At 64.3% G+C, this 18,456-nt stretch carries 19 protein-coding genes; 8 read left to right on the top strand and 11 right to left on the bottom strand.

Annotated features, from left to right (window positions below):
- Nucleotides 1-83: 83 nt before the first annotated feature.
- A complete protein-coding gene (locus AB7532_RS30655; protein WP_441238400.1) occupies nt 84-821 on the top strand; it encodes a GGDEF domain-containing protein in 738 nt (245 codons plus the stop codon).
- On the opposite strand, the gene AB7532_RS30650 is transcribed toward AB7532_RS30655, so the two are convergent.
- The 3 genes from AB7532_RS30650 to AB7532_RS30640 all read right to left on the bottom strand — a co-directional run bounded on the left by AB7532_RS30650 (nt 818) and on the right by AB7532_RS30640 (nt 1,632).
- Entirely contained in the window at nt 818-1,069 is a 252-nt protein-coding gene (locus AB7532_RS30650) for a hypothetical protein (protein ID WP_441238399.1), read from the bottom strand. The two genes, AB7532_RS30655 and AB7532_RS30650, sit on opposite strands and share 4 nt — an antisense overlap.
- Before the next feature lie 24 nt (nt 1,070-1,093).
- Nucleotides 1,094-1,300, bottom strand: coding sequence for a hypothetical protein (locus AB7532_RS30645; protein WP_441238398.1), 207 nt, complete (start codon nt 1,298-1,300; stop codon nt 1,094-1,096).
- A gap of 125 nt (nt 1,301-1,425) precedes the next feature.
- Nucleotides 1,426-1,632: a YdcH family protein gene (locus tag AB7532_RS30640; RefSeq protein ID WP_008131174.1), complete on the bottom strand. Its 207-nt coding sequence runs from the start codon at nt 1,630-1,632 to the stop codon at nt 1,426-1,428.
- 330 nt (nt 1,633-1,962) lie between these two features.
- Between AB7532_RS30640 and AB7532_RS30635 the strand changes: the two genes are divergently transcribed.
- Entirely contained in the window at nt 1,963-2,145 is a 183-nt protein-coding gene (locus AB7532_RS30635) for a YdcH family protein (protein WP_441238397.1), read from the top strand.
- A 111-nt stretch (nt 2,146-2,256) separates the two neighbouring features.
- Here AB7532_RS30635 and AB7532_RS30630 read toward each other — a convergent pair whose 3' ends face one another.
- Nucleotides 2,257-3,360, bottom strand: a complete 1,104-nt coding sequence (locus AB7532_RS30630) for an NAD(P)/FAD-dependent oxidoreductase (RefSeq protein ID WP_441238396.1) — start codon at nt 3,358-3,360, stop codon at nt 2,257-2,259.
- Between the two features lie 205 nt (nt 3,361-3,565).
- On the opposite strand from AB7532_RS30630, the gene AB7532_RS30625 reads away from it, so the two are divergent.
- Together AB7532_RS30625 and AB7532_RS30620 are read left to right on the top strand one after the other, a co-directional pair.
- The gene (locus tag AB7532_RS30625) at nt 3,566-6,253 is read left to right on the top strand and encodes a sensor domain-containing protein (protein ID WP_441238395.1); all 2,688 of its coding nucleotides are present in this window, start codon (nt 3,566-3,568) and stop codon (nt 6,251-6,253) included.
- 34 nt (nt 6,254-6,287) lie between these two features.
- Nucleotides 6,288-7,748 (top strand): glycerol-3-phosphate dehydrogenase, encoded by a 1,461-nt coding sequence (locus AB7532_RS30620; RefSeq protein ID WP_441239386.1) that lies wholly within the window; start codon nt 6,288-6,290, stop codon nt 7,746-7,748.
- Here AB7532_RS30620 and AB7532_RS30615 read toward each other — a convergent pair.
- Both AB7532_RS30615 and AB7532_RS30610 read right to left on the bottom strand, forming a co-directional pair.
- The gene (locus AB7532_RS30615) at nt 7,745-8,047 is read right to left on the bottom strand and encodes a type II toxin-antitoxin system RelE/ParE family toxin (protein WP_441238394.1); all 303 of its coding nucleotides are present in this window, start codon (nt 8,045-8,047) and stop codon (nt 7,745-7,747) included. The genes AB7532_RS30620 and AB7532_RS30615 overlap by 4 nt on opposite strands.
- Nucleotides 8,044-8,274: a hypothetical protein gene (locus AB7532_RS30610; RefSeq protein ID WP_441238393.1), complete on the bottom strand. Its 231-nt coding sequence runs from the start codon at nt 8,272-8,274 to the stop codon at nt 8,044-8,046. The genes AB7532_RS30615 and AB7532_RS30610 overlap by 4 nt, the downstream gene beginning before the upstream one ends.
- Before the next feature lie 113 nt (nt 8,275-8,387).
- On the opposite strand from AB7532_RS30610, the gene AB7532_RS30605 reads away from it, so the two are divergent.
- Genes AB7532_RS30605 through AB7532_RS30590 form a run of 4 tightly spaced genes read left to right on the top strand, consistent with a single transcriptional unit; the run spans nt 8,388 to nt 11,799 of the window.
- Nucleotides 8,388-9,560 (top strand): ABC transporter ATP-binding protein, encoded by a 1,173-nt coding sequence (locus tag AB7532_RS30605; protein ID WP_441238392.1) that lies wholly within the window; start codon nt 8,388-8,390, stop codon nt 9,558-9,560.
- Nucleotides 9,557-10,471, top strand: coding sequence for an ABC transporter permease (locus AB7532_RS30600; RefSeq protein WP_441238391.1), 915 nt, complete (start codon nt 9,557-9,559; stop codon nt 10,469-10,471). Before AB7532_RS30605 ends, AB7532_RS30600 begins: the two co-directional genes overlap by 4 nt.
- Nucleotides 10,472-10,475: 4 nt before the next feature.
- A complete protein-coding gene (locus tag AB7532_RS30595; protein ID WP_441238390.1) occupies nt 10,476-11,288 on the top strand; it encodes an ABC transporter permease in 813 nt (270 codons plus the stop codon).
- Nucleotides 11,289-11,301: 13 nt separating this feature from the next.
- A complete protein-coding gene (locus tag AB7532_RS30590) occupies nt 11,302-11,799 on the top strand; it encodes a DUF6622 family protein (protein WP_441238389.1) in 498 nt (165 codons plus the stop codon).
- Here AB7532_RS30590 and AB7532_RS30585 read toward each other — a convergent pair whose 3' ends face one another.
- The 5 genes from AB7532_RS30585 to AB7532_RS30565 form a co-directional block, all read right to left on the bottom strand.
- Nucleotides 11,800-12,792, bottom strand: a complete 993-nt coding sequence (locus tag AB7532_RS30585; RefSeq protein WP_441238388.1) for a hypothetical protein — start codon at nt 12,790-12,792, stop codon at nt 11,800-11,802. It abuts the gene before it with no gap.
- Nucleotides 12,793-12,905: 113 nt separating this feature from the next.
- Entirely contained in the window at nt 12,906-13,772 is an 867-nt protein-coding gene (locus AB7532_RS30580) for a carbohydrate ABC transporter permease (RefSeq protein ID WP_441238387.1), read from the bottom strand.
- On the bottom strand, nt 13,769-14,641 hold the full coding sequence (locus AB7532_RS30575; protein WP_441238386.1) for a carbohydrate ABC transporter permease: 873 nt from the start codon (nt 14,639-14,641) through the stop codon (nt 13,769-13,771). The genes AB7532_RS30580 and AB7532_RS30575 overlap by 4 nt, the downstream gene beginning before the upstream one ends.
- 97 nt (nt 14,642-14,738) lie before the next feature.
- Nucleotides 14,739-16,124, bottom strand: coding sequence for an ABC transporter substrate-binding protein (locus tag AB7532_RS30570; protein WP_441238385.1), 1,386 nt, complete (start codon nt 16,122-16,124; stop codon nt 14,739-14,741).
- Between the two features lie 207 nt (nt 16,125-16,331).
- Nucleotides 16,332-18,266, bottom strand: coding sequence for an AsmA family protein (locus tag AB7532_RS30565; RefSeq protein ID WP_441238384.1), 1,935 nt, complete (start codon nt 18,264-18,266; stop codon nt 16,332-16,334).
- Nucleotides 18,267-18,456: the final 190 nt, after the last annotated feature.

The following is an 18,456-nucleotide window of genomic DNA, read 5'->3' as shown; positions in this document are numbered from 1 at the left end:
GCTCGCAAGGCGGTGGCAAGGAGAAGGGAATGCACTATCCTGTCTTGGTGAATCCCCGCAAGCCTTCATTGAGCAGGATGCCCATGAAGAAACCAAAAAGGGCGAGCGCTGCGAAGGCCAAAAAGGGCCGGAAAGCCAGCGCCAGCCGCGCCAAAGCCGCCTCCAAGCGCCCGGCCAAGAAACTTGGCAAGAAACCTGGCAAGAAACCGGGCAAGCCGGCCGCACGTGAAGCGTCGGCCGTCGATCACACCAGGGCGACCATCCGCGGCCTGCGGAGCAAGCTCAAGGCGGCGGAGCGCCGCGTCGCGGAACTCGAGGCCGCCGCCGACACCGATTTCCTGCTCGACATCCCCAACCGGCGTGGTTTCGAGCGCGAGCTCCAGCGGGCCATCGCCTACATGAAGCGCTACCGCGCCAGCGGCGCGCTGATCGTACTCGATGTCGATCGCCTGAAGCCGATCAACGATTCCTTCGGCCATGCCGCCGGCGACGAGGTGCTCAAGGCAATTGCCGGTGCGCTGACGCGGCAGATCCGGGCTTCCGACGTGGTCGGCCGGCTTGGTGGCGACGAGTTCGCGCTGCTGCTCTGGAATCTCAGCGAGACCGATGCCAAGGCGAAGGCCGGGATCTTCGAACAGGCGGTCGACGGCCTGTCGTTCACCTTTCGCGGCCAGCGCGTGACCGCGGGCGCGTCGGCCGGCGTCGCATTGCTGGGGGCGCAGTCCGATGCAGGCCGCGCGCTGGAGGAGGCTGACGCCGCCATGTATGTGCGCAAGGCGCACCGGCGGCACGAGCCGCGCATCAGGCTGGTCAGTACCTAAAGTGCGCTGAGGTCTTCCGGCACGTTTCCGAATTTTCGCAGCAGCTTCGCGTCGCCAAACTCGCCAGTCAGGGGATTGCCGCTGCGGCTGAACGCGACAGCGCCGGTATGGCCGACGCCGTGCGCCAGGATTTCTGCACGACGCAGAGCTGCGGTCGACGTCTGACATTCCTCGGCCGCACCTGCGACCGGCGATCCGTCCTCATCGATCAGGAACGGCAATGCAACGTAATAGGTGACATCGGACATGGGTCGGCTCCGATCGTTGGCAGCTCAGGCGGCGTTGCTCTTGCTGCGCGAGGTTTCCGGAATGCAGCCGGCTGAAATCGCGGCCTGCAATTCTTCCAGTTCGGCTTCCAGATATTCGTTGGCCATGATCAGCGCCTTGATGGTGCTGCGCAGATTGCCGTCGCACATCGCGATCGCCTGATCGCAGGCCTGTTCATAATGGCTGTTGTCGAGAAGGGCGGTTGCCGGCATCTGCGTTGTCCTTGGCTGCTTGGGCGTTTCCTGGGGGCTTTTGGGTGCCTAAATGTTCCTATTTTGTTCTTTTGGAGTCAAGCGGATTCACATGCCGCGAACGTCGCGCACACCGCCTTGCTCGATCAGGCGATGATGTCGGGCGTGATCTGGTCTTCGATGAATGCGATCCGGTCGCGCAACAACAGCTTGCGCTTCTTCAGCCGCTGCAACCGCAACAGGTCGGGGGCAGGCGATTGATGCAGTGCATCGATCGCCGCATCGAGATCTCGGTGTTCCTGCTGCAACCGGGTGAGCTCGGATTCCAGCTCACGCTCGTCTTCATTGGTCATGTCTGCGGTGGCCGAAAAACCGATAGGCGTGAGATCTGGGCTGTGGATGCCCTGTGGAAATTATCGTCCTTGCGCGACCTGATCGCAAGCGATCTCGGGCCGCCGCTCACCGATCTCTCGCGAGATATTTCGGCGATTCGCAGCAGTGTCGCGCAAGTGTATTGATATCACGGATTTTTCCGGCGTGGTTCCCTTACTCACGCTTCGTTACATATGAATTTTCAAAAATGACACTGCGACGACGGATACCCATCGACAGAACGAATCGGTGATGTAGACTTCCTTGTCCGGATCGAATCCCAAGGCTCTACCCTACCGAGGAGGTTTCGAATGACAATTCAGGCACATCTCGTTGAATTGGAACGGAAGCACAAGGTTCTCGAAAACGAACTGCACGAAGCTCTCGTGCACCTTTCAACAGACGACCTGCAAATTGTTGAGTTGAAGCGACGGAAGTTGTTGGTCAAGGACCAGATCGAGCGTTTGAAGCACACCGGCGACACGCTCCACTAGTAACCCCCGTAACAGCGTAGAGTTGATTGGACCCTTTCAGGCAGGGGTGAGAGCGATTGCGCTCATCCCTGCTGCAAGGTGCGCAGCCGCACGATCATCATCGCGTGGGACCTAGAGTCCTGCGAGACCGGCGACGTGATCCGCGATCGCGAGCGATGACGTCAGTCCCGGCGATTCGATGCCGAACAAATTGATCAGGCCTTCGACGCCGTGATCGCGCGGGCCTTGCATCAGGAAGTCCTGCGTGGCCACCGCCGGCGGCACGATCTTCGGCCGAATGCCGGAATAGCTCGGCATCAACGCGCCGTCGGGCAGCGTCGGCCAGTACTTGCGGATCGCCGGATAGAAACGCTCGGCGCGCGACGGATCGACCTCGTAATCGATCGTCTCGATCCATTCGACGTCGGGGCCGAAGCGTGCCTGTCCGACCATGTCCAGGGTGAGATGCACCCCTAACCCGCCAGGCTCGGGCACCGGATAGATCAGACGCGAGAACGGCGCCCTGGCGTTGCAGCTGAAATAGTTTCCCTTGGCGAGATAGGCCGGCGGAATCCGGTCGATCGGCATGCCCTCGATGTGGCGCGCCACATGCGTTGCCGCGAGCCCGGCGGCGTTGACGAGCAGGTCGCATTGCAACGTCATCGGGGCTTCGCCGCCGGCCTCGATCTCGATCACGCCGCCGGAAACCTTGGCACGGATCAGCGGGGTGTGAAACGCAAACGCCGCGCCGGCTTCCTCCGCCTCGCCACGCAGCGAGAGCATGTAGGCGTGGCTGTCGATGATGCCGGTCGACGGCGACAGCAGCGCGGCGTCGCAGGCCAGCGCCGGCTCCAGCGCGCGTGCGGCCTCGCCTGAGAGCAGCTGCATGTCGAGCACGCCATTGGCCTCGGCATGCGCCTTGATCGATTGCAGCTTCTCGGTCTCTTTCGGATTGGTCGCGACGATCAGCTTGCCGCAATTCTTATGGGGGATGCCGCGCTCGCCGCAGTAGCGGTACAGCGCATGCTTGCCGTCGACGCACATGCGCGCCATCCAGCTCCCGGCGCGGTAGTAGATCCCGGCATGGATCACCTCGCTGTTGCGCGAGGAGGTGATGGTGCCGATGGCCTCGGCCTCCTCGAGCACGATCACCTCGCGCCCGGCCTGGGCGAGCTTTCGAGCCACCGCGAGCCCGACCACGCCGGCTCCGATGACGACACAATCGACCCTATCCATGGTTGTGCAGAATTCTCGCTGAAGGGGCCGATGGCGCCGGTTTGCCTGGGAAACGGGCTGCGCGGCCGTTTTCCGTTAAGGAAGCATTTATCATGTCAGGGCAATTGCCGTATTTGACGTCGTATTTTTCTGTTGCGCGTACAGGCGTTTACCCGATCCAAACCCGTGAAGCCAGACAATCCGACGTTGAAATCGCGGGTGGCTGATGGCTGAGAAGAACTGGCACGTGGGCAGCACGCTTCCGATTGCGGTGCAGGCCGTCGTGTGCCTGGGCAGCGCGGTCGCGCCTGCGCGCGCCTATGCCCTCTCGGACAGCTTCGCCCCGCCGAGCTATCTCGGCAAGCTCGATCCCAATCTGGTCTGGGAAGCCCTGATCGCCGGCATCGTCATCTGTGCGTTTCTGGCCGCGATCGCGTTGTGGATTCATTCCTCGCTGCGCCGGACCAGGCGTTTGCAGTTGCGGCGCAACGCCTTCGTCTCCTCCGCCATGAACAATCTCAACCAGGGCGTGGTGATGACGGATGCGCAGCGGCGCATCATCTTCTGCAACGACCGCTATCTCGATCTCTATGGCCTGTCGCGCTCGGACCTGTGGACCGGCATGACCGGCTATGACGTCCTTGAGTTGCGACGCGCGCGCGGGGTTCTCGGCGGCGTCTCCGACGACGAGTTCTACGAGAAGGCGGCAAGCCTCAACGGCCTGATCACCGAACTGCCCGACGGCCGCGCCATCCTGGTCAAATATTTCGTGCTGCCGAACGGCGGCTCGGTCGCCACCCATCTCGATGTCAGCGAGCAGCGCAGGCTGTCGCGCCAGCTCGCCTCCACCAAGCAGTTCCTGGAAACGGTGCTGGACAACGTGCCGGCCTGCGTCGCCGCGAAGAACATCGAGGATGGCCGCTATATCTTCGCCAACAGCGCGTATGAACGCTTTTGGGGGTTTTCGCGAGATCAGGTCGTCGGCAAGAACGCGCGCGAGCTGTTCGGGCCCAAATCTGCGGCGAGCATCGAGGCGACCGATCGCGCCGCGCTGATCGCGCCCGCCGGCCAGTACCGTAACGAATTCGAAGTCGAGCGCGGCGCCACCCAGCGCATGGTGGCCTCGATCCGGATCGTGGTCCGCAACGAGAGCAACAAGCCCGAATTCCTGCTGATCGTGTTCGAGGACATCACCGACCGCCGCTCGCTGTCGCAGGAGCTGGAGAGCACGAAAAAGTTCCTGGAGCTCGTGGTCGACAACATCCCGGTCGCGCTGATCGTGGAGCAGGTCAAGGACGGCCGCTATCTGCTCGCCAACCGCAGCGCGGAGACGATCCTCAACCGCCGGCGCGAGGATGCCACCGGCCTGACCGCCTCCGACATCTTCAATCCCAAGGAAGCCAAGCTGATCATCGCGCGCGACGAGGCCGCGATCAAGAAGCGCGGGATGATCACCGAGGAGCATCCGATCTCCACCAAGGACGGCCTGCGGCTGTTCCTGACCCGGCGCGCCACCGTGCTCAGCGATGCCGGCGAGCCGCAATATCTGATCAAGACCCACGAAGACGTCACCGACCGCCGGCAGACCGAGTCGCGCATGGCGCACATGGCCTATCACGACGGCCTGACCGACCTTCCGAACCGCGCCGCCTTCCTGCAGGCGCTGACCCAGATGATCGAGGCTTGCGAAGGCACCGGGGAGGAGTTCGCCGTCCTCTGCGTCGATCTCGACGGCCTCAAGGAGGTCAACGACGTCTTCGGTCACGCGCTCGGCGACAAGCTTCTGATCGAGGTGGCCCAGCGGCTTCAGGATTCCGCGCGCGGCGGCGTGGTGGCGCGCCTGTCCGGCGACGAGTTCGGCCTGATCATCGACGGCAAGCAGCCCGAGGCGGGCCTTGCGCTGGCGCGGCAGATCGGCGAGGCCGTCATTCGAGAATTCCAGATCGACGGCCGGGCGGTCCGCGCCGGCATCACCACCGGCATGTCGATCTTCCCGCACAATGGCGCCGACGGCGCCTCGTTGCTCGCCAATGCCGGTGCGGCGCTGTTCCGCGCCAAGCAGAAGTCGCGCGGCACGATCAGCCTCTACCAGCCGGAGATGGACCAGCAGATCCGCGACCGCCGCGTGCTGCATCAGGACCTGTCGAACGCGATCAGGAACGGCGAGCTCTCGCTCGCCTTCCAGCCGCAGGGCGCTACGGGCCACAGCGTCGCCGAGAGCGACATCATCGGCTTCGAGGCGCTGGCGCGCTGGCAGCACCCGGTACGTGGCCAGGTATCGCCGGCCGAATTCATCCCGATCGCCGAGGAGAGCGGCCTGATCGTCGAGATGGGCGAGTGGATTCTGCGAGAGGCTTGCCGCGAGGCGGCGTCCTGGCCGAAGCCGCTCCAGGTCGCGGTCAATCTGTCGCCGGCGCAGTTCATGCACGGCGACGTGGTTGGCCTCGTCCATTCGATCCTGATCGAGACGGGGCTCGCGCCCGGCCGGCTCGAGCTGGAGATCACCGAAGGCGTGCTGATCGAGGACTTCGATCGCGGCCTGGCGCTGCTGCGCCGCCTGAAGGCTCTCGGGGTGCGCATCTCGATGGACGATTTCGGCAGCGGCTATTCTTCGCTGAGCTATCTCCAGGCGTTCCCGTTCGACAAGATCAAGATCGACCGCGCCTTCATCATCAATCTCGGCCGCAATCCGCAATCGGCCGCGATCGTGCGCGCCGTGATCGATCTCGGCCACGGCCTCGAAATGTCGATCGTCGCCGAGGGCGTCGAGACCCTCGAGCAACTCGCCTTCCTCGCCAAGGAGGGCTGCGACGGCGTGCAGGGCTATCTGCTCGGCAAGCCGCTGCCGATCGGGAAATATGCCGGCCTCGTCGGCCGCGCCGAAGTCATGGAGCTTGCGCTCAAGACCGGCTAATGATGAGAGCGCTTTGCTCCCATTCGACGGCTTCATGGCGGATTACGACCTTGCGATCATCGGCGGCGGCCTGAACGGTGTCAGCCTCGCCCGCGATGCGGCCGGCCGCGGTCTGCGGGTCATTCTGTTGGAGCAGGGCGATCTCGGCGGCGCAGCTTCCTCGGCGACACCGCGGCTGATTCACGGCGATCTCTCGGTGTTGGAGCGCCGCGGGTTCTGGCGGGTGCGCCGGGCACTCGCCGAGCGCAGGACCTGGCTCAGGATCGCGCCGCATCTGGTCCGGCCGATGCGTTTCGTGATCCCGGCCCATTCCGAGGAGCGCCCGCCCTGGCTATTGCGCGCCGGCCTGTATGTTTATGACGGCCTGACGAACCGGGGCGGCCTGCCGCCATCCGCGACCCTCGACATCACGCATCATCCGGTCGGCAACGCGCTGAAGCGACCGTTCGGCATGGCGTTCGAATATTCGGACTGCGTCGTCGATGATTCCCGTCTGGTCGTGCTCACGGCACTGGATGCCGCCGAGCGTGGCGCTACGATCCGCACCGGGGCGCGCTGCGTGCGTGCCGACAGGACCGACACCTGGCGGCTCGCATTGGTCGATCGTGGCCACCGCCGCGCGATCACCGCGCGGGCGCTGGCCAATGCCACCGGCGGCTGGACGCCGATGGTCGCGGACACCGTGCTGCGGCAGCCGCAGCCCGCCATGGCGGCCATGCAGATGAGCCAGATCATCGTGCCCGGATTGTTCGATTCCGGGAACGTCTACGTCTTCCAGAACAGCGATGGGCGGCTGATCTTTGCGAGCCCGTTCGAACGCGACTTCACGCTGATCGGCACGGTCACGCACGCTTTCACCGGCGATCCCGCGATCGTGGCGATGCCGGGCGCCGACGTCAGCTATCTCTGCGAAGCCGCCAGCCGCTATTTCCGCGAGCGGATCGCGCCGACCGACGTGGTGCGCGCGGTCTCCGGCGTCAATCTGACGCCAGCGTCCGCGCGGCGTCGCGACGGGACGACATTGTTCCACGCGCGCCGGCGCAAGGCGCCGCTGATCACCATGTTCGGCGGCGATGTCACCACCTCGCGCCTGCGCGCCGAGCGGGCGGTGACCAAGCTGACGCCGTTCTATCCGATGTCGCGGCCATGGACTGCCGGCGCGGCGCTGCCCGGTGGCGATTTTGCCTGGGATCGTTTCGACACGGAAGTGGATATCGCCCGAGATCGCTGGCGCTTTCTGTCGGAGGCGGAGGCTCTGCGCCTTGTTGCGGCCTATGGCTCGCGGTTGCCGGCCGTGCTCGGCGAAGCCAAGACGCGCGACGAACTCGGGCCCACCTTCGGCCCCGAGCTGACCGGCGCCGAGGTGCGCTATCTCATGACACACGAATGGGCGCGTTTTCTCGAGGACGTCCTGTGGCGCCGTTCCAAGCTGGGTCTGACCATGCCGGCGGCAGATCGTGATGCGCTGGCGGCGTTCATGGCGAAGGTGAACTAAGCCGAGCCGCGCTTGCCCGGCATCCCGCCCGGATCGCGAGCGCCATGGCGGATGGCGTGGACGACGATCTCCTGACTTCCAATCTCGTAGAAGACGAGGAATGGATAGGGTGTTGTCGTCAGTCTTCGGATATCCGGATCGTCAGTGCGGAGGCCGATCTCTGGATGGGCAAGTAGCAGGCTCATGACGTCCTGAATGCGCTTTTGGACGCGTGCCGCTCCCTGCGGCGACGTCGCTGAGATGTAAGTTAGGATAGAATCAAGATCGGCTAGCGCCGGAAGGGTGTAGCGGAGCTTCACAGGCCGTGTTTGGCCCAAGTCGCACGGACCTGAGCCTCGGTTGCGAATTCACTCCGCTTCGCCGCCTCCTTGGATACGGCAATTGCAGACCTCTCATCATCCGAGAGGATGACGGGAGAGGTTGCTCCCGCGTCGGCAAGCTGCAGCACGATCCGGGCGATGTCATCCTGCGCATCCGCTGGCAGACTGCGCGCGATTTCCAGGGCTTGATCCAGCAACTTGGTCATGTCTGTGATCATACGCCTTTTGACCTCGGGCATGAAGCCCAATTTAGCACGACCCGGTTGAGCAAAGCCCGATCGGCCGCTAGCGTGCGGCGGAATCGGGGTTGGCAGGGACCATGACGGACGAGTTGCCCAGAACAGACGCCGCGATGGATGCGGGCGGCGGTAATGCGCTTCCTGCTGCAGGCCAGCCGCTGCTGCGCATCGAAGGCGTCGCCAAAAATTTCGGAACGTTCCGGGCCGTGGACGGCGTGTCGCTCGACATCAAGGCCGGCGAGTTCTTCGCGTTGCTTGGACCCAGCGGCTGCGGCAAGACCACGCTGCTGCGCATGCTCGCGGGCTTCGAGGCGCCGGACGAGGGGCGCATTTTGCTCGGGGATAAGGACATCGCGCAGGCGCTGCCACACGAGCGCCCGATCAACATGATGTTCCAGAACTATGCGCTGTTTCCGCATCTGTCGGTGCGCGACAACGTCGCCTTCGGGCTGAAGCGCGCCGGCATGGCCCGCGGAGAAATCGCCACGCGCGTGGCCGAGATGGTCGCGCTGGTGAAGCTCGAGGGGCTGGAGAAGCGCAAGCCCGACCAGCTCTCGGGCGGCCAGCGCCAGCGCGTCGCACTGGCGCGCGCCTTGGCACGCCGTCCGCAATTGCTGCTGCTCGACGAGCCGCTTGCCGCGCTCGACAAGAAGCTCCGCGAGAGCACGCAGCGCGAGCTGATGGAGCTTCAGCGCCGGCTCGGCATGACCTTCATCATCGTCACCCACGACCAGGAAGAGGCCATGACGATGGCGAGCCGGATCGGCGTGATGAAGGATGGCCAGCTCGCGCAGGTCGCGAGCCCCCGGGAGCTCTACGAGGCGCCGCGTTCGCGCTGGATCGCGGAGTTTGTCGGCGACATCAACCTGTTCGACGGTGAGTCCAGATTGCGCGATGGCCATCGTCTGGTCATCGGCACGCGTGACGCGGGTGCGCTGGTGGTGGCCGAGCCGCGCGAACCGGTCGGCGCGGGAAAATTCGCGGTCGCGATCCGACCCGAGAAGGTCAAGCTGTCGCGCCGCGGTCCCGTCAGCGAGGCCGGTCATGAAGCCGCGCTCAACCGGCTGGACGGCGTGATTGCCGACGTCTGCTATCTCGGCGGCACTACCACCTACAAGGTGAAGCTTGATACGGGCGGGATGATACGGGCGTCCGTCGCCAACAGTGCGCGGCTCGACGTCGATGCCTACAGCCTGAACCAGCATGTCGTCGCCTGGTTCACGCCTGATGACTGCGTGGTGCTGCCCTCATGAGCTCCCGCCGCATCTTCGCCCGACCGGCGCGCTTCGCCGCCATCGCACCCTATATCTGGATGGTGCTGTTCTTTCTGGTGCCATTCGGTTTCGTGCTGAAGATCAGCCTGTCGCAGACCGCGATCGCGCAGCCGCCTTATGTGCCGGTGTTCGACCTGACCGCGGGATGGGAGGCGCTGAAGGCCGCTTTTGCTGCGCTGTCGCTCGATAATTTCAAGTTGCTCGCCTCCGACGATATCTATGTCTTCGCCTATGTCCGCAGCCTGACCGTCGCTCTCACCGCGACAGCGCTGCTGCTGCTGATCGGCTATCCCGTCGCTTACGGCATGGCGCGATTGCCAAAGCGCTGGCAGGCGGTGGCGATGGTGCTGGTGATCGTGCCGTTCTGGACCTCGTTCCTGATCCGCATCTACGCCTGGATCAACGTCCTCCAGCATGACGGCCTGCTCAACCAGGTCCTGTTGGCGCTGCACCTTGTCAGCCAGCCGGTGGTGTGGCTCTCCACCGACAGTGCGATGTATATCGGCATCGTCTATTCCTATCTGCCGTTCATGATCCTGCCGCTCTATGCCACGCTCGCGAAGATGGAGCCGGTGCTGGAAGAGGCGGCCAGCGATCTCGGCGCGCCGCCCTGGCAGGTGTTCTGGCTCGTCACTTTCCCGCTGTCGCTGCCCGGCGTCGGTGCGGGCGTGCTCTTGTGCTTCATTCCCATCGTCGGTGAGTTCGTCATTCCGGATCTTCTGGCGGGCTCCAATTCGCTGATGATCGGCCAGACCCTGTGGCTCGAATTCTTCACCAACAAGGACTGGCCGGTGGCCTCCGCAGCGGCCATCGTGCTGCTGGCGGTGCTGCTGGTGCCGCTGCTGCTGTACGAGCGGCTTCAGAAGCGGCAGCTGGAACAGAGGCGCTGAGGCGATGCGCAAGACCTCCCGCCTGTCCCGCTTCAACATCGCCTCGCTCGCGCTGGGGCTGGCCTTCCTTTATCTGCCGATCATCATTCTCGTCATCTACTCCTTCAACGCGTCGCGGCTGGTGACGGTGTGGGGCGGCTGGTCGCTGCGCTGGTATCACGAGTTCTTCAATGACCGCGCCATGATCGAGGCGGCCTGGATGAGTTTGCGTGTGGCCGTCTCCTCCGCGACCATCGCCACGATGCTCGGCACGCTCGCGGCTGTCGCGCTGTCGCGCGGCGAGCGCTTTCGCGGCCGTACGCTGTTCTCCGGCATGCTCTATGCGCCGCTGGTGATGCCGGAGGTGATCACCGGTCTGTCGCTGCTGCTGTTGTTCGTCGCGCTGAACGCCGAGCGCGGCTTCTGGACGGTGACGATCGCGCATACCACGCTGACGATGTGCTTCGTCGCGGTGGTCGTGCAGTCCCGCCTCGGCTCGCTCGACCGCTCGCTGGAGGAGGCGGCGATGGACCTCGGCTGCAACCCGGCGCGCGCGTTCGTCGCCGTGACGCTGCCGCTGATCGCGCCGGCGATCGTCGCGGGCTGGATGCTGGCCTTCACGCTCTCCCTCGACGATCTCGTGATCGCGAGCTTCACCACCGGCCCGGGCTCCGCGACGCTGCCGATCCGGATCTATTCGGAGGTGCGGCTCGGCGTGAAGCCGGAGATCAACGCGATCTGCACGCTGGTGATCGCCCTGATCGCGGTGGTTATCGTCGTCGCCTCGCTGGCCTCGAAACTGTCGAGCTCGCAGGGCGAGAGCGCGGCGCCGCTGTAGGCAGGGAGCAATCATGACATTCGCCTACCAAATCCTGATCCACACGCCGGTCTGGGTCTGGATGCTGTTCGCCTATCTGGTGTGGCAGGGTGTTCAAGCCATGCAGCCGCGGACGACGTCGATCTGGCGCATGCTGATCGTGCCGGTCGTGTTCATCGCCTGGGGCGTCTCGCGGATCGGATTCGGACACCAGGATAACGCATGGCCGCTGGTCGCCTGGATCGCAGCGGCGCTGGCGCTATTGCCGCTCGGCGTGCTGACGCCACGCCCGTTCGATGTGGATCACACGACAGGTGAGATCGTCCGTCCCGGTAGCGCCTTCGCGCTGATCCGCAACCTGATTGTGTTCTCGCTGCAATATGCGGTCGGGGTGATCTCGGCGATCGACGCGGGCGACAGCGCGCTTGCCATCATCGCCGGCCGCGCCATTTCGGGCGCGACCGCCGGCTATTTCCTCGGTTCGACGATCGCGCTGCTGGTCGCCTATCGAAGAAGGCGTGCAGACGGCTGATCAGCGCGACCGGGATGGTCGCTTCGCAGTCTTTGGATTCGCCGGGCGCGAACGTATCGCAGAGGCGGTGACGGTGGCGGTGTGCCGTGTGCGCACGGCGCCTTGCACCGCTGCGCCGAGCTGCCGCAGCGCCAAAGCATCGAGCGGAAACTCCAGCAGGATGTGGATCAGGCTCAGCGCCAGCAGAAAGGTGAAGCCGAACGCGTAGTCGTAGAAGTAGAGCGCGGTGGAGGCGGCGCTGGCGGCGACCATCGCCGCCAGCCGCGCTTTCGGCACGTCGGCCCAGCGGATGACGTCGGCTTTGATGAACCAGTTGAGGTAATGATAGGTGTAGACGAAGGCGAGCAGGCTCGTCAGCCTGGTGTCGAGGACGAGGCCGGGCACGCCGAACAGCCGGCCCAGGGCCGGGCCGACATTGCCGAAATAGTCCTGGCCGACGCGGGCAAAGCTTGCGATCCGGATGCCGGCGGTCGGCGGCAGCAGCAGGATCGTGGCGATTGCGACGAGATAGACGGCCACCAGCGCGGCCTGCACGCGGCTGCCGGACCGGTGCGCGCCGAGCACCATGAAGATCAGCGTGAACAGCGAGACGTGGATCAGGGTCGGAATCAGGATGCCGATGACCGCAAGCGACGATCCGCTCGCATACATGATCGCGGACAGGGCGATCGCCGCCATGAACAGCAGCATGCTCTCGATCGCGGAGGTGGTGGCGGCCAGCATGGCGCAGACCACCAGCGCGCCCCACATCGCAAAGCCGAACCACGAGGCGTTGTCGATCAGCGCGGCAACCACGGCGATGATCGCGAGGACTGCCGCGATGCCGCGGTGGGGCAGGTAATAGCTGCGATCGTGCAGCCAAGAAATCTCGGTGAAATAGTGCGCCGGGCCGAGCACGACATAGGCCAGCAGCAGCAGCTCGAACGGCACCAGATAGGCCGCCGCGAGCGCCAGCAGCATCAGCCCGAGATGGATCGCGTCGTTGCTGCGCATGATGACCAGCCCCGTATTGGGGCTTGGAGGTTAGAGCAGACGTGGACAATCTTCAATTGTCCACGTCATCGCTCGAACGCCCTGCTTGCGGCGACCCGATGCGTCCTGTTGCGTCAGGACTTCACCGCACCCGCCGTGAGCCCGCCCACCATGTAGCGGCGGAAGGCGTAGTAGACCGCGGCCGGCGGCAGCGCGTAGATGAAGCCCGTGGTCATCAACAGCTCCCAGGGCGAGTCGTCGGCAGCGAGGAAGTTGCCGAGCGCGACGGGAAGCGTGATCTCGCGGTCGTTGGAGAGCAGCAGGAACGCGTAGAGATATTCGTTCCAGGCCAGCAGCACCGCATAGGTGCCGATCGCGACCAGCGAGGGCATCATCAGCGGCAAATAGACCAGGCGGAAGATCTGGAGCGTCGTCGCGCCGTCCATCACCGCCGCTTCATCCAGCTCGACCGGCAGCTTGTCGGAGGCCTGCTTGAGCACCCAGATCGCGTAAGGCGAGGCGATCGTCACCATCGCGAGGATCAGCGACCAGTGATTGTTGAGCAGGCCGTAATTGCCCATGGTCCGGTACATCGGCACTGCGAGGAACGCCGCGGGGATGAAATAGGTGAACAGCGCGAGGTTCAGCACGGCGCGGCCGCCCGGCACCTTCAATCGCGAGATCGCGAACGCGGCGGCGGTGGCGATGCACAGTGTCAGGACACCGACGGAGACGGCGATCAGCGTCGAGTTCCAGAACTGCGCGTAGAAGTCGCGCAGGAAATAATGCTGCTGCTTGAACACGATCTCGAAGTTGTGCAGCGTCGGGTGGTCCGGCCACAGCTTGCCCGAAAACGCATCCTCCTTCGGGGAGATCGCGAACAGGAACATGTGGTAGATCGGAATCATCGTCCACAGGAACACGGGAATGCCGATCAGCAGCAACCGTGCTTCGGTCCCGACGTCGCGCCAGGAAAACTCGCCTACGCCAGGAAGCTTCATCGCGACAACCGTTTCATCATGAAATACACGAGCGGCAGGACGAAAGGCATCGCGCAGACGATGGAGGCCATCGCGAGCGAGAGCTGGTCGAGCCGGAGATAGCGGATGCCGAGCGTCGCCAGCACATGCGTGAGGTCGGCCGGGCCGCCGCCGGTGAGCAGGTAGACGCTGTTGAAGTCGCCGAGCGTCCAGATCATCGAGAGCAGCGTGCAGGTGATGTAGAGCGTCTGCATCGACGGCCAGGTGATGAAGCGGAATTTCTGCCACCAGCTCGCGCCGTCGACCTCGGCGGCCTCGAACAGATCGTGCGGGATCGCAAGGCGTCCGGTGATCAGGATCAGCGTCCAGAACGGCAGCGACTTCCAGATGTGCACGCCGATCGCCATGGTCAGCGCCACGGTCGGGTCGTTCAGCCAGTTCGGACCGTCGTCGCCGGTGAGAGAGAAGATGAGATGATTGATCACGCCCCATTCGGGGTTGAACATGAAGCGCACCGACAGAATGGTCGGGATCGACGGCACTGCCCAGGGCAGGATGAAGATCACCGAGAGCCATTTGATCCAGGTGCGCTGCTGGGCGAAGAAGCCGGACAGGAACAGCGCGATCAGCATCTTGATGTTGATGCCGATGACCAGGAAGACCAGCGTGTTGACCGCGGCGCGCGCGAAGATCGGATCGTGATACAGCGCGACATAGTTCGACGGAGCCCGCGCCAGCCACAGCCCGTAGCAGACGGGATAGACGACGAAGGCGAGGAAGACGAGGAGATAGGGCGCGAGCAGCACGATGCCCCAGACCTGCGCCGGGGTCAGCCGCGACGACAGGGGTGGGGCGGGGATCGACTGATCGCCAGAGAGCGTAATCGCCATTCTTCAGGACTCTTTGAAAGGACTACCGGCCGCACGAGGCGGCCGGTATTAGCGTTTCGCCTCTCCCCGCGCCAGCGAGGAGAGGAAGAAAACAGAACTAGCCTGCAACCTGCTTGATGCGGGCGATCAGCTCGTCGACGGCCTTGTCGACCGGGACCTTCTCGCTGACGACCCGGTTCATCGCCTTGGCCCAGACGTTCTCGTTGTTGAGGATCGTGAACTTCCAGTTCTTGGTGAAGTCGAACGCCGTGGTGCCGCCGGTGAACTGCGCGTGGACCGCCTTGCGGTGCTTGTCGGCCTGCCAGAACGGGCTGTCCTGGCTTGCCTTCGTCACCGGGAACCAGCGGCCGAGCGCGCCCTCGATATAGGGGCGGACATTCTCTTCCTGCAGCAGGAAGGCAATGAACTGCTTGGCTTCGGCCTTGTTCTTGGCCGCGGTGAACACCAGTCCGGTCTTGACGTCCGAGCGGTAGCGGATGGTCGAACCATCCGGCGCCTTCGGGAAGGACGCCGTGACGATGTCCTGCTCATAGGCCTTCTTGCCGGCGTCGCGCTGCTCCTGGGTCAGAGCCTGGTTCTGCGAATCCTCGAACCACTTCGCCGCGATCGAGATCGTGAAATTGTGGGTCATCACGATGGTCTTGTTGTGGAAGGCGACGTTGTTGTCCGGGTCCTTCCAGGTTGTGGACGAGGGCGGCGTGCAGCCCTTGATATAGGTGTCGGTGTAGTCCTTCAGCGCGCCGATCAGGTTCTCGCGCACCTTGGGATCGTCGACCGTAAGCTTGCCGTCGTCGTCGACGAGCTTAACGTGGTAGGCGTCCATGAAGGTGTAGAATGACTGGAAGGCGTCGGTGGATTCCACGCCCATCGGCTGGCCGACACCGTAGATGCGCTGGCCGGTGGCCTTGCGGATGCCCGGCTGCACCTTGTCGCACCAGAACGTCCAGTAGCCGGCCCAGTCGGTCGGGATGTCGGCGAGCTTGAAGCCGGCCTTCTCCAGCATGTCGTTCCAGATCTCGACATGCATGCTCTGCTGCTTCAACGGGAAGCCGTAATAGGCCTTCTTCTTGGCGACGTCGTTGTAGAGGATCGAGGCATCCAGCGTGTTCTGCACGAACCGGCCCTTGATCGGCTCCATGATGTCGGAGAGGTCCTCGAGCTTGCCCTCATAGGCCCACTTGCCCTGCGCCTGCACGTCATAGGAATCGGAATAGGCGACATCAGGCACGGTGCCGGCATCGAGTGCGGCCACCGTCTTCGGAATCATGTCCTGGATCGCGTACTGCGACAATTCGACCTTGATGCCGGTCTTGGCTTCGAACTTCTTGATCGTGTCGATCAATGCGTCGTCTTCGGAGCGGTAGAAGCCCTTGCCCCACCAGACCGTAATCGTCTTCTGCTGCGCAAATGCGGGTGCAGCGGCTGCAAACAGCCCGGCCGCAGCGACCGCCAGTGATACTGCGCCAATAACCTTGGATTTCACGATTTTCTCCCTCAAGCCGCCGGTGTTTTAACCGGTCGGCTAAAACACTAGCGCATGGTGGTAGCGCAATCAACGCATCCTTGTCAGACATAGGTCGTAGGGGATCGGCCGAAGGAGATGCTTAATGCGGCGCATCCATGCAATCGCCGCATCAATTCGGGTGGATCAATTCGCGCTTGCTTGGGCAGCGCAAGACGACCGCCGTCCTCAGTTGGACTTCGCGTTGTCCTTGGCGTTTTCCTTGGCGTTCTCGGCCGTCGGCGAGTCTGCCGGCGCGGGGCGCTGCTTGACGCCCGTGATCTTCTCGATCACCGAGCGCACCGTGTCGCCGGTCTGGCCTTCCTTCTTGAGCAGCTGCGCGCCGAAGGGCGAGCGGCGGATCAGGACGTCCGAATCCGGGAGGATCAACGGATCGTCCCAGGGACCCTGCACCACGAAGGGCAATTCGAAGCCGGACGTCGTGTTGAGGCTCGCGACGCCCTTCATGTCGTATTCGCGCGCCGGCACGGAGGCGGTGCCGGTCATCGTGATCTTCGCCGCCGGTCCTTCGATGCGAATGTCCTCGGCGGTGGCAACGCCGTCGGAGAATTTCAGCGCGATGGTGAGGTTGCTGTAAGGGGTCGAGCCGCTGCGGAAATTGCCGCCGCCCGACAGCGGCCGCCGCTCCAGCCGCTTCAGCAGCTGCTCGGCGTTGAAGCCCGCGATGGCGCCGTCATGTCCGGTCACGGTGGCGCTGCCGTCGAGCGACTGCACGAGGCCGAACGGGCTCGAACCGGAGGCGAGGAGCGAGACGTTGATGTTGCCGCGGCCGGACAGCTTGTTGAGGCCGAACAGCTCGGTGGCGCAGGCCTGGAGGTCGACGTCGGTGAACTGGAATTGTGCCTTGATGTCGGCGACGGTGTCGGAGCGCGCGATCCCGAACGAGCCCTTGGCGATGCCGCCATAGACCTGGGCCTCGCCGACCGAAAGCGCCAGCTGGCCGTTGCGCAAGTTCGCGCCGATCGCGGTGCGGCCGAGCCTGGTCGAGCCGATCGTCAGCTTGGCTGCCGACAGGCGCATGTCGAGGTCCGTGGTCGACAATCCGTTGAGATCGAACAGCTGCCTGTTCCAGTCGCGCGCGCCGCTGGCGAGCAGGCGGAAGGTCGAAATATAAGGTGTGAAGTCGAGCGCGTCGGCTGCGAGCGTCGCTTGCAGCGTCTGCCGGCCGTTATTGGCGTAGGTCATCACGCCCTCGGCGGTGTTGCCGTCGAGCTCGACATTGACGTTGGTAAGCGCGATCGAGGGGCCGACGACGTTGGCGCGCGCCTTCAGGGCGAAGCGGCCGAAGCCGCCGCTGCCGGGTTGCGGCTGCCCGGTCCAGCGCAGCGCGTTACGCAAGGACGGGCTGTCGATGGTGAGCGTACCCTCCATCATCGGGCTGGTGCGGTTGGCGACGCTGCCGTCGAAGGCGAGCTTGAGCGGGGCACTGGCGATCCGCGCCCTCAATCCCGAGCGGTCACCGGAGAGAGCGGCGACGAAATCGGCGAAGCTGATCGAGCCGTCGACGCGCTCGCCGCGCCAGTCGAACTGTCCGGTTGCGGCGAAGGAGCGCGAGATCGAGGGCCAGGCCAGCGACAGGTCGATGTCCTCGAACTTCTCGGTGGCGTGGGTGGCTGCGTCCTCGTAGTTGAGCACGCCGTCCTGGATCCTGATCTCGGAGAACGAGACCTGGTTGTCCGCGCCGGGCCTCATCGTGCGGGCAATGGTCTGGATGAAGGGCGTCCAGTTGCTCTCGCCATCCGGCTTCAGGCTGACATGGATGCGCGGCCGCAGCAGCGCCAGGTCGGCGATCTCGAACCGTTGCAGCAGCAGGGGCAGCAGCCGCAGATTGGCGGTGAGCACGTCGACATGCAGTGCGGGGTCGCTGGTGCCGCCGCCCTTGAGGCCGACGTCATGGAACGAGATGTAGCTCGCCGGCAGCAGCGAGATGTCGATACTGCCTGCGACATTGAGCTCGAGCCCGGTGACCTCGCGAATCTGCGCTTCGACCGCCTTGCGCAGCGCGTCGCGGTTGATGAGCCAGGAGGTCGCGATCAGGGCGATCAGCGCGACGCCGAGCAGCGCCGCGATCGGCGTCCCGAGGCGCTTCATTCCTTGGGCCATGGTCAATGGCATGTCCTGATCGGGTTGGTCGTTGGAGCCAGAAGGGCGGGCCGGGAAATCTGCGTGCCCACACCCAACCCCCGCAACTTGATGGGTTTTCTTGTCGCTTTCAAGGCCGCGGACCGTTCTGCCCACGGCGTGGGCAGCTTCTATCACCCGGGCGCGAAACGGAGAACCCCGTATCATTGAC

The sequence above is a fragment of the Bradyrhizobium sp. 930_D9_N1_4 genome (assembly GCF_052076015.1).
Taxonomy (GTDB): Bacteria; Pseudomonadota; Alphaproteobacteria; order Rhizobiales; family Xanthobacteraceae; genus Bradyrhizobium.
The sequence above is the reverse complement of the archived record's forward strand: the minus strand, read 5'-3'. Positions and strand labels throughout refer to the sequence as shown.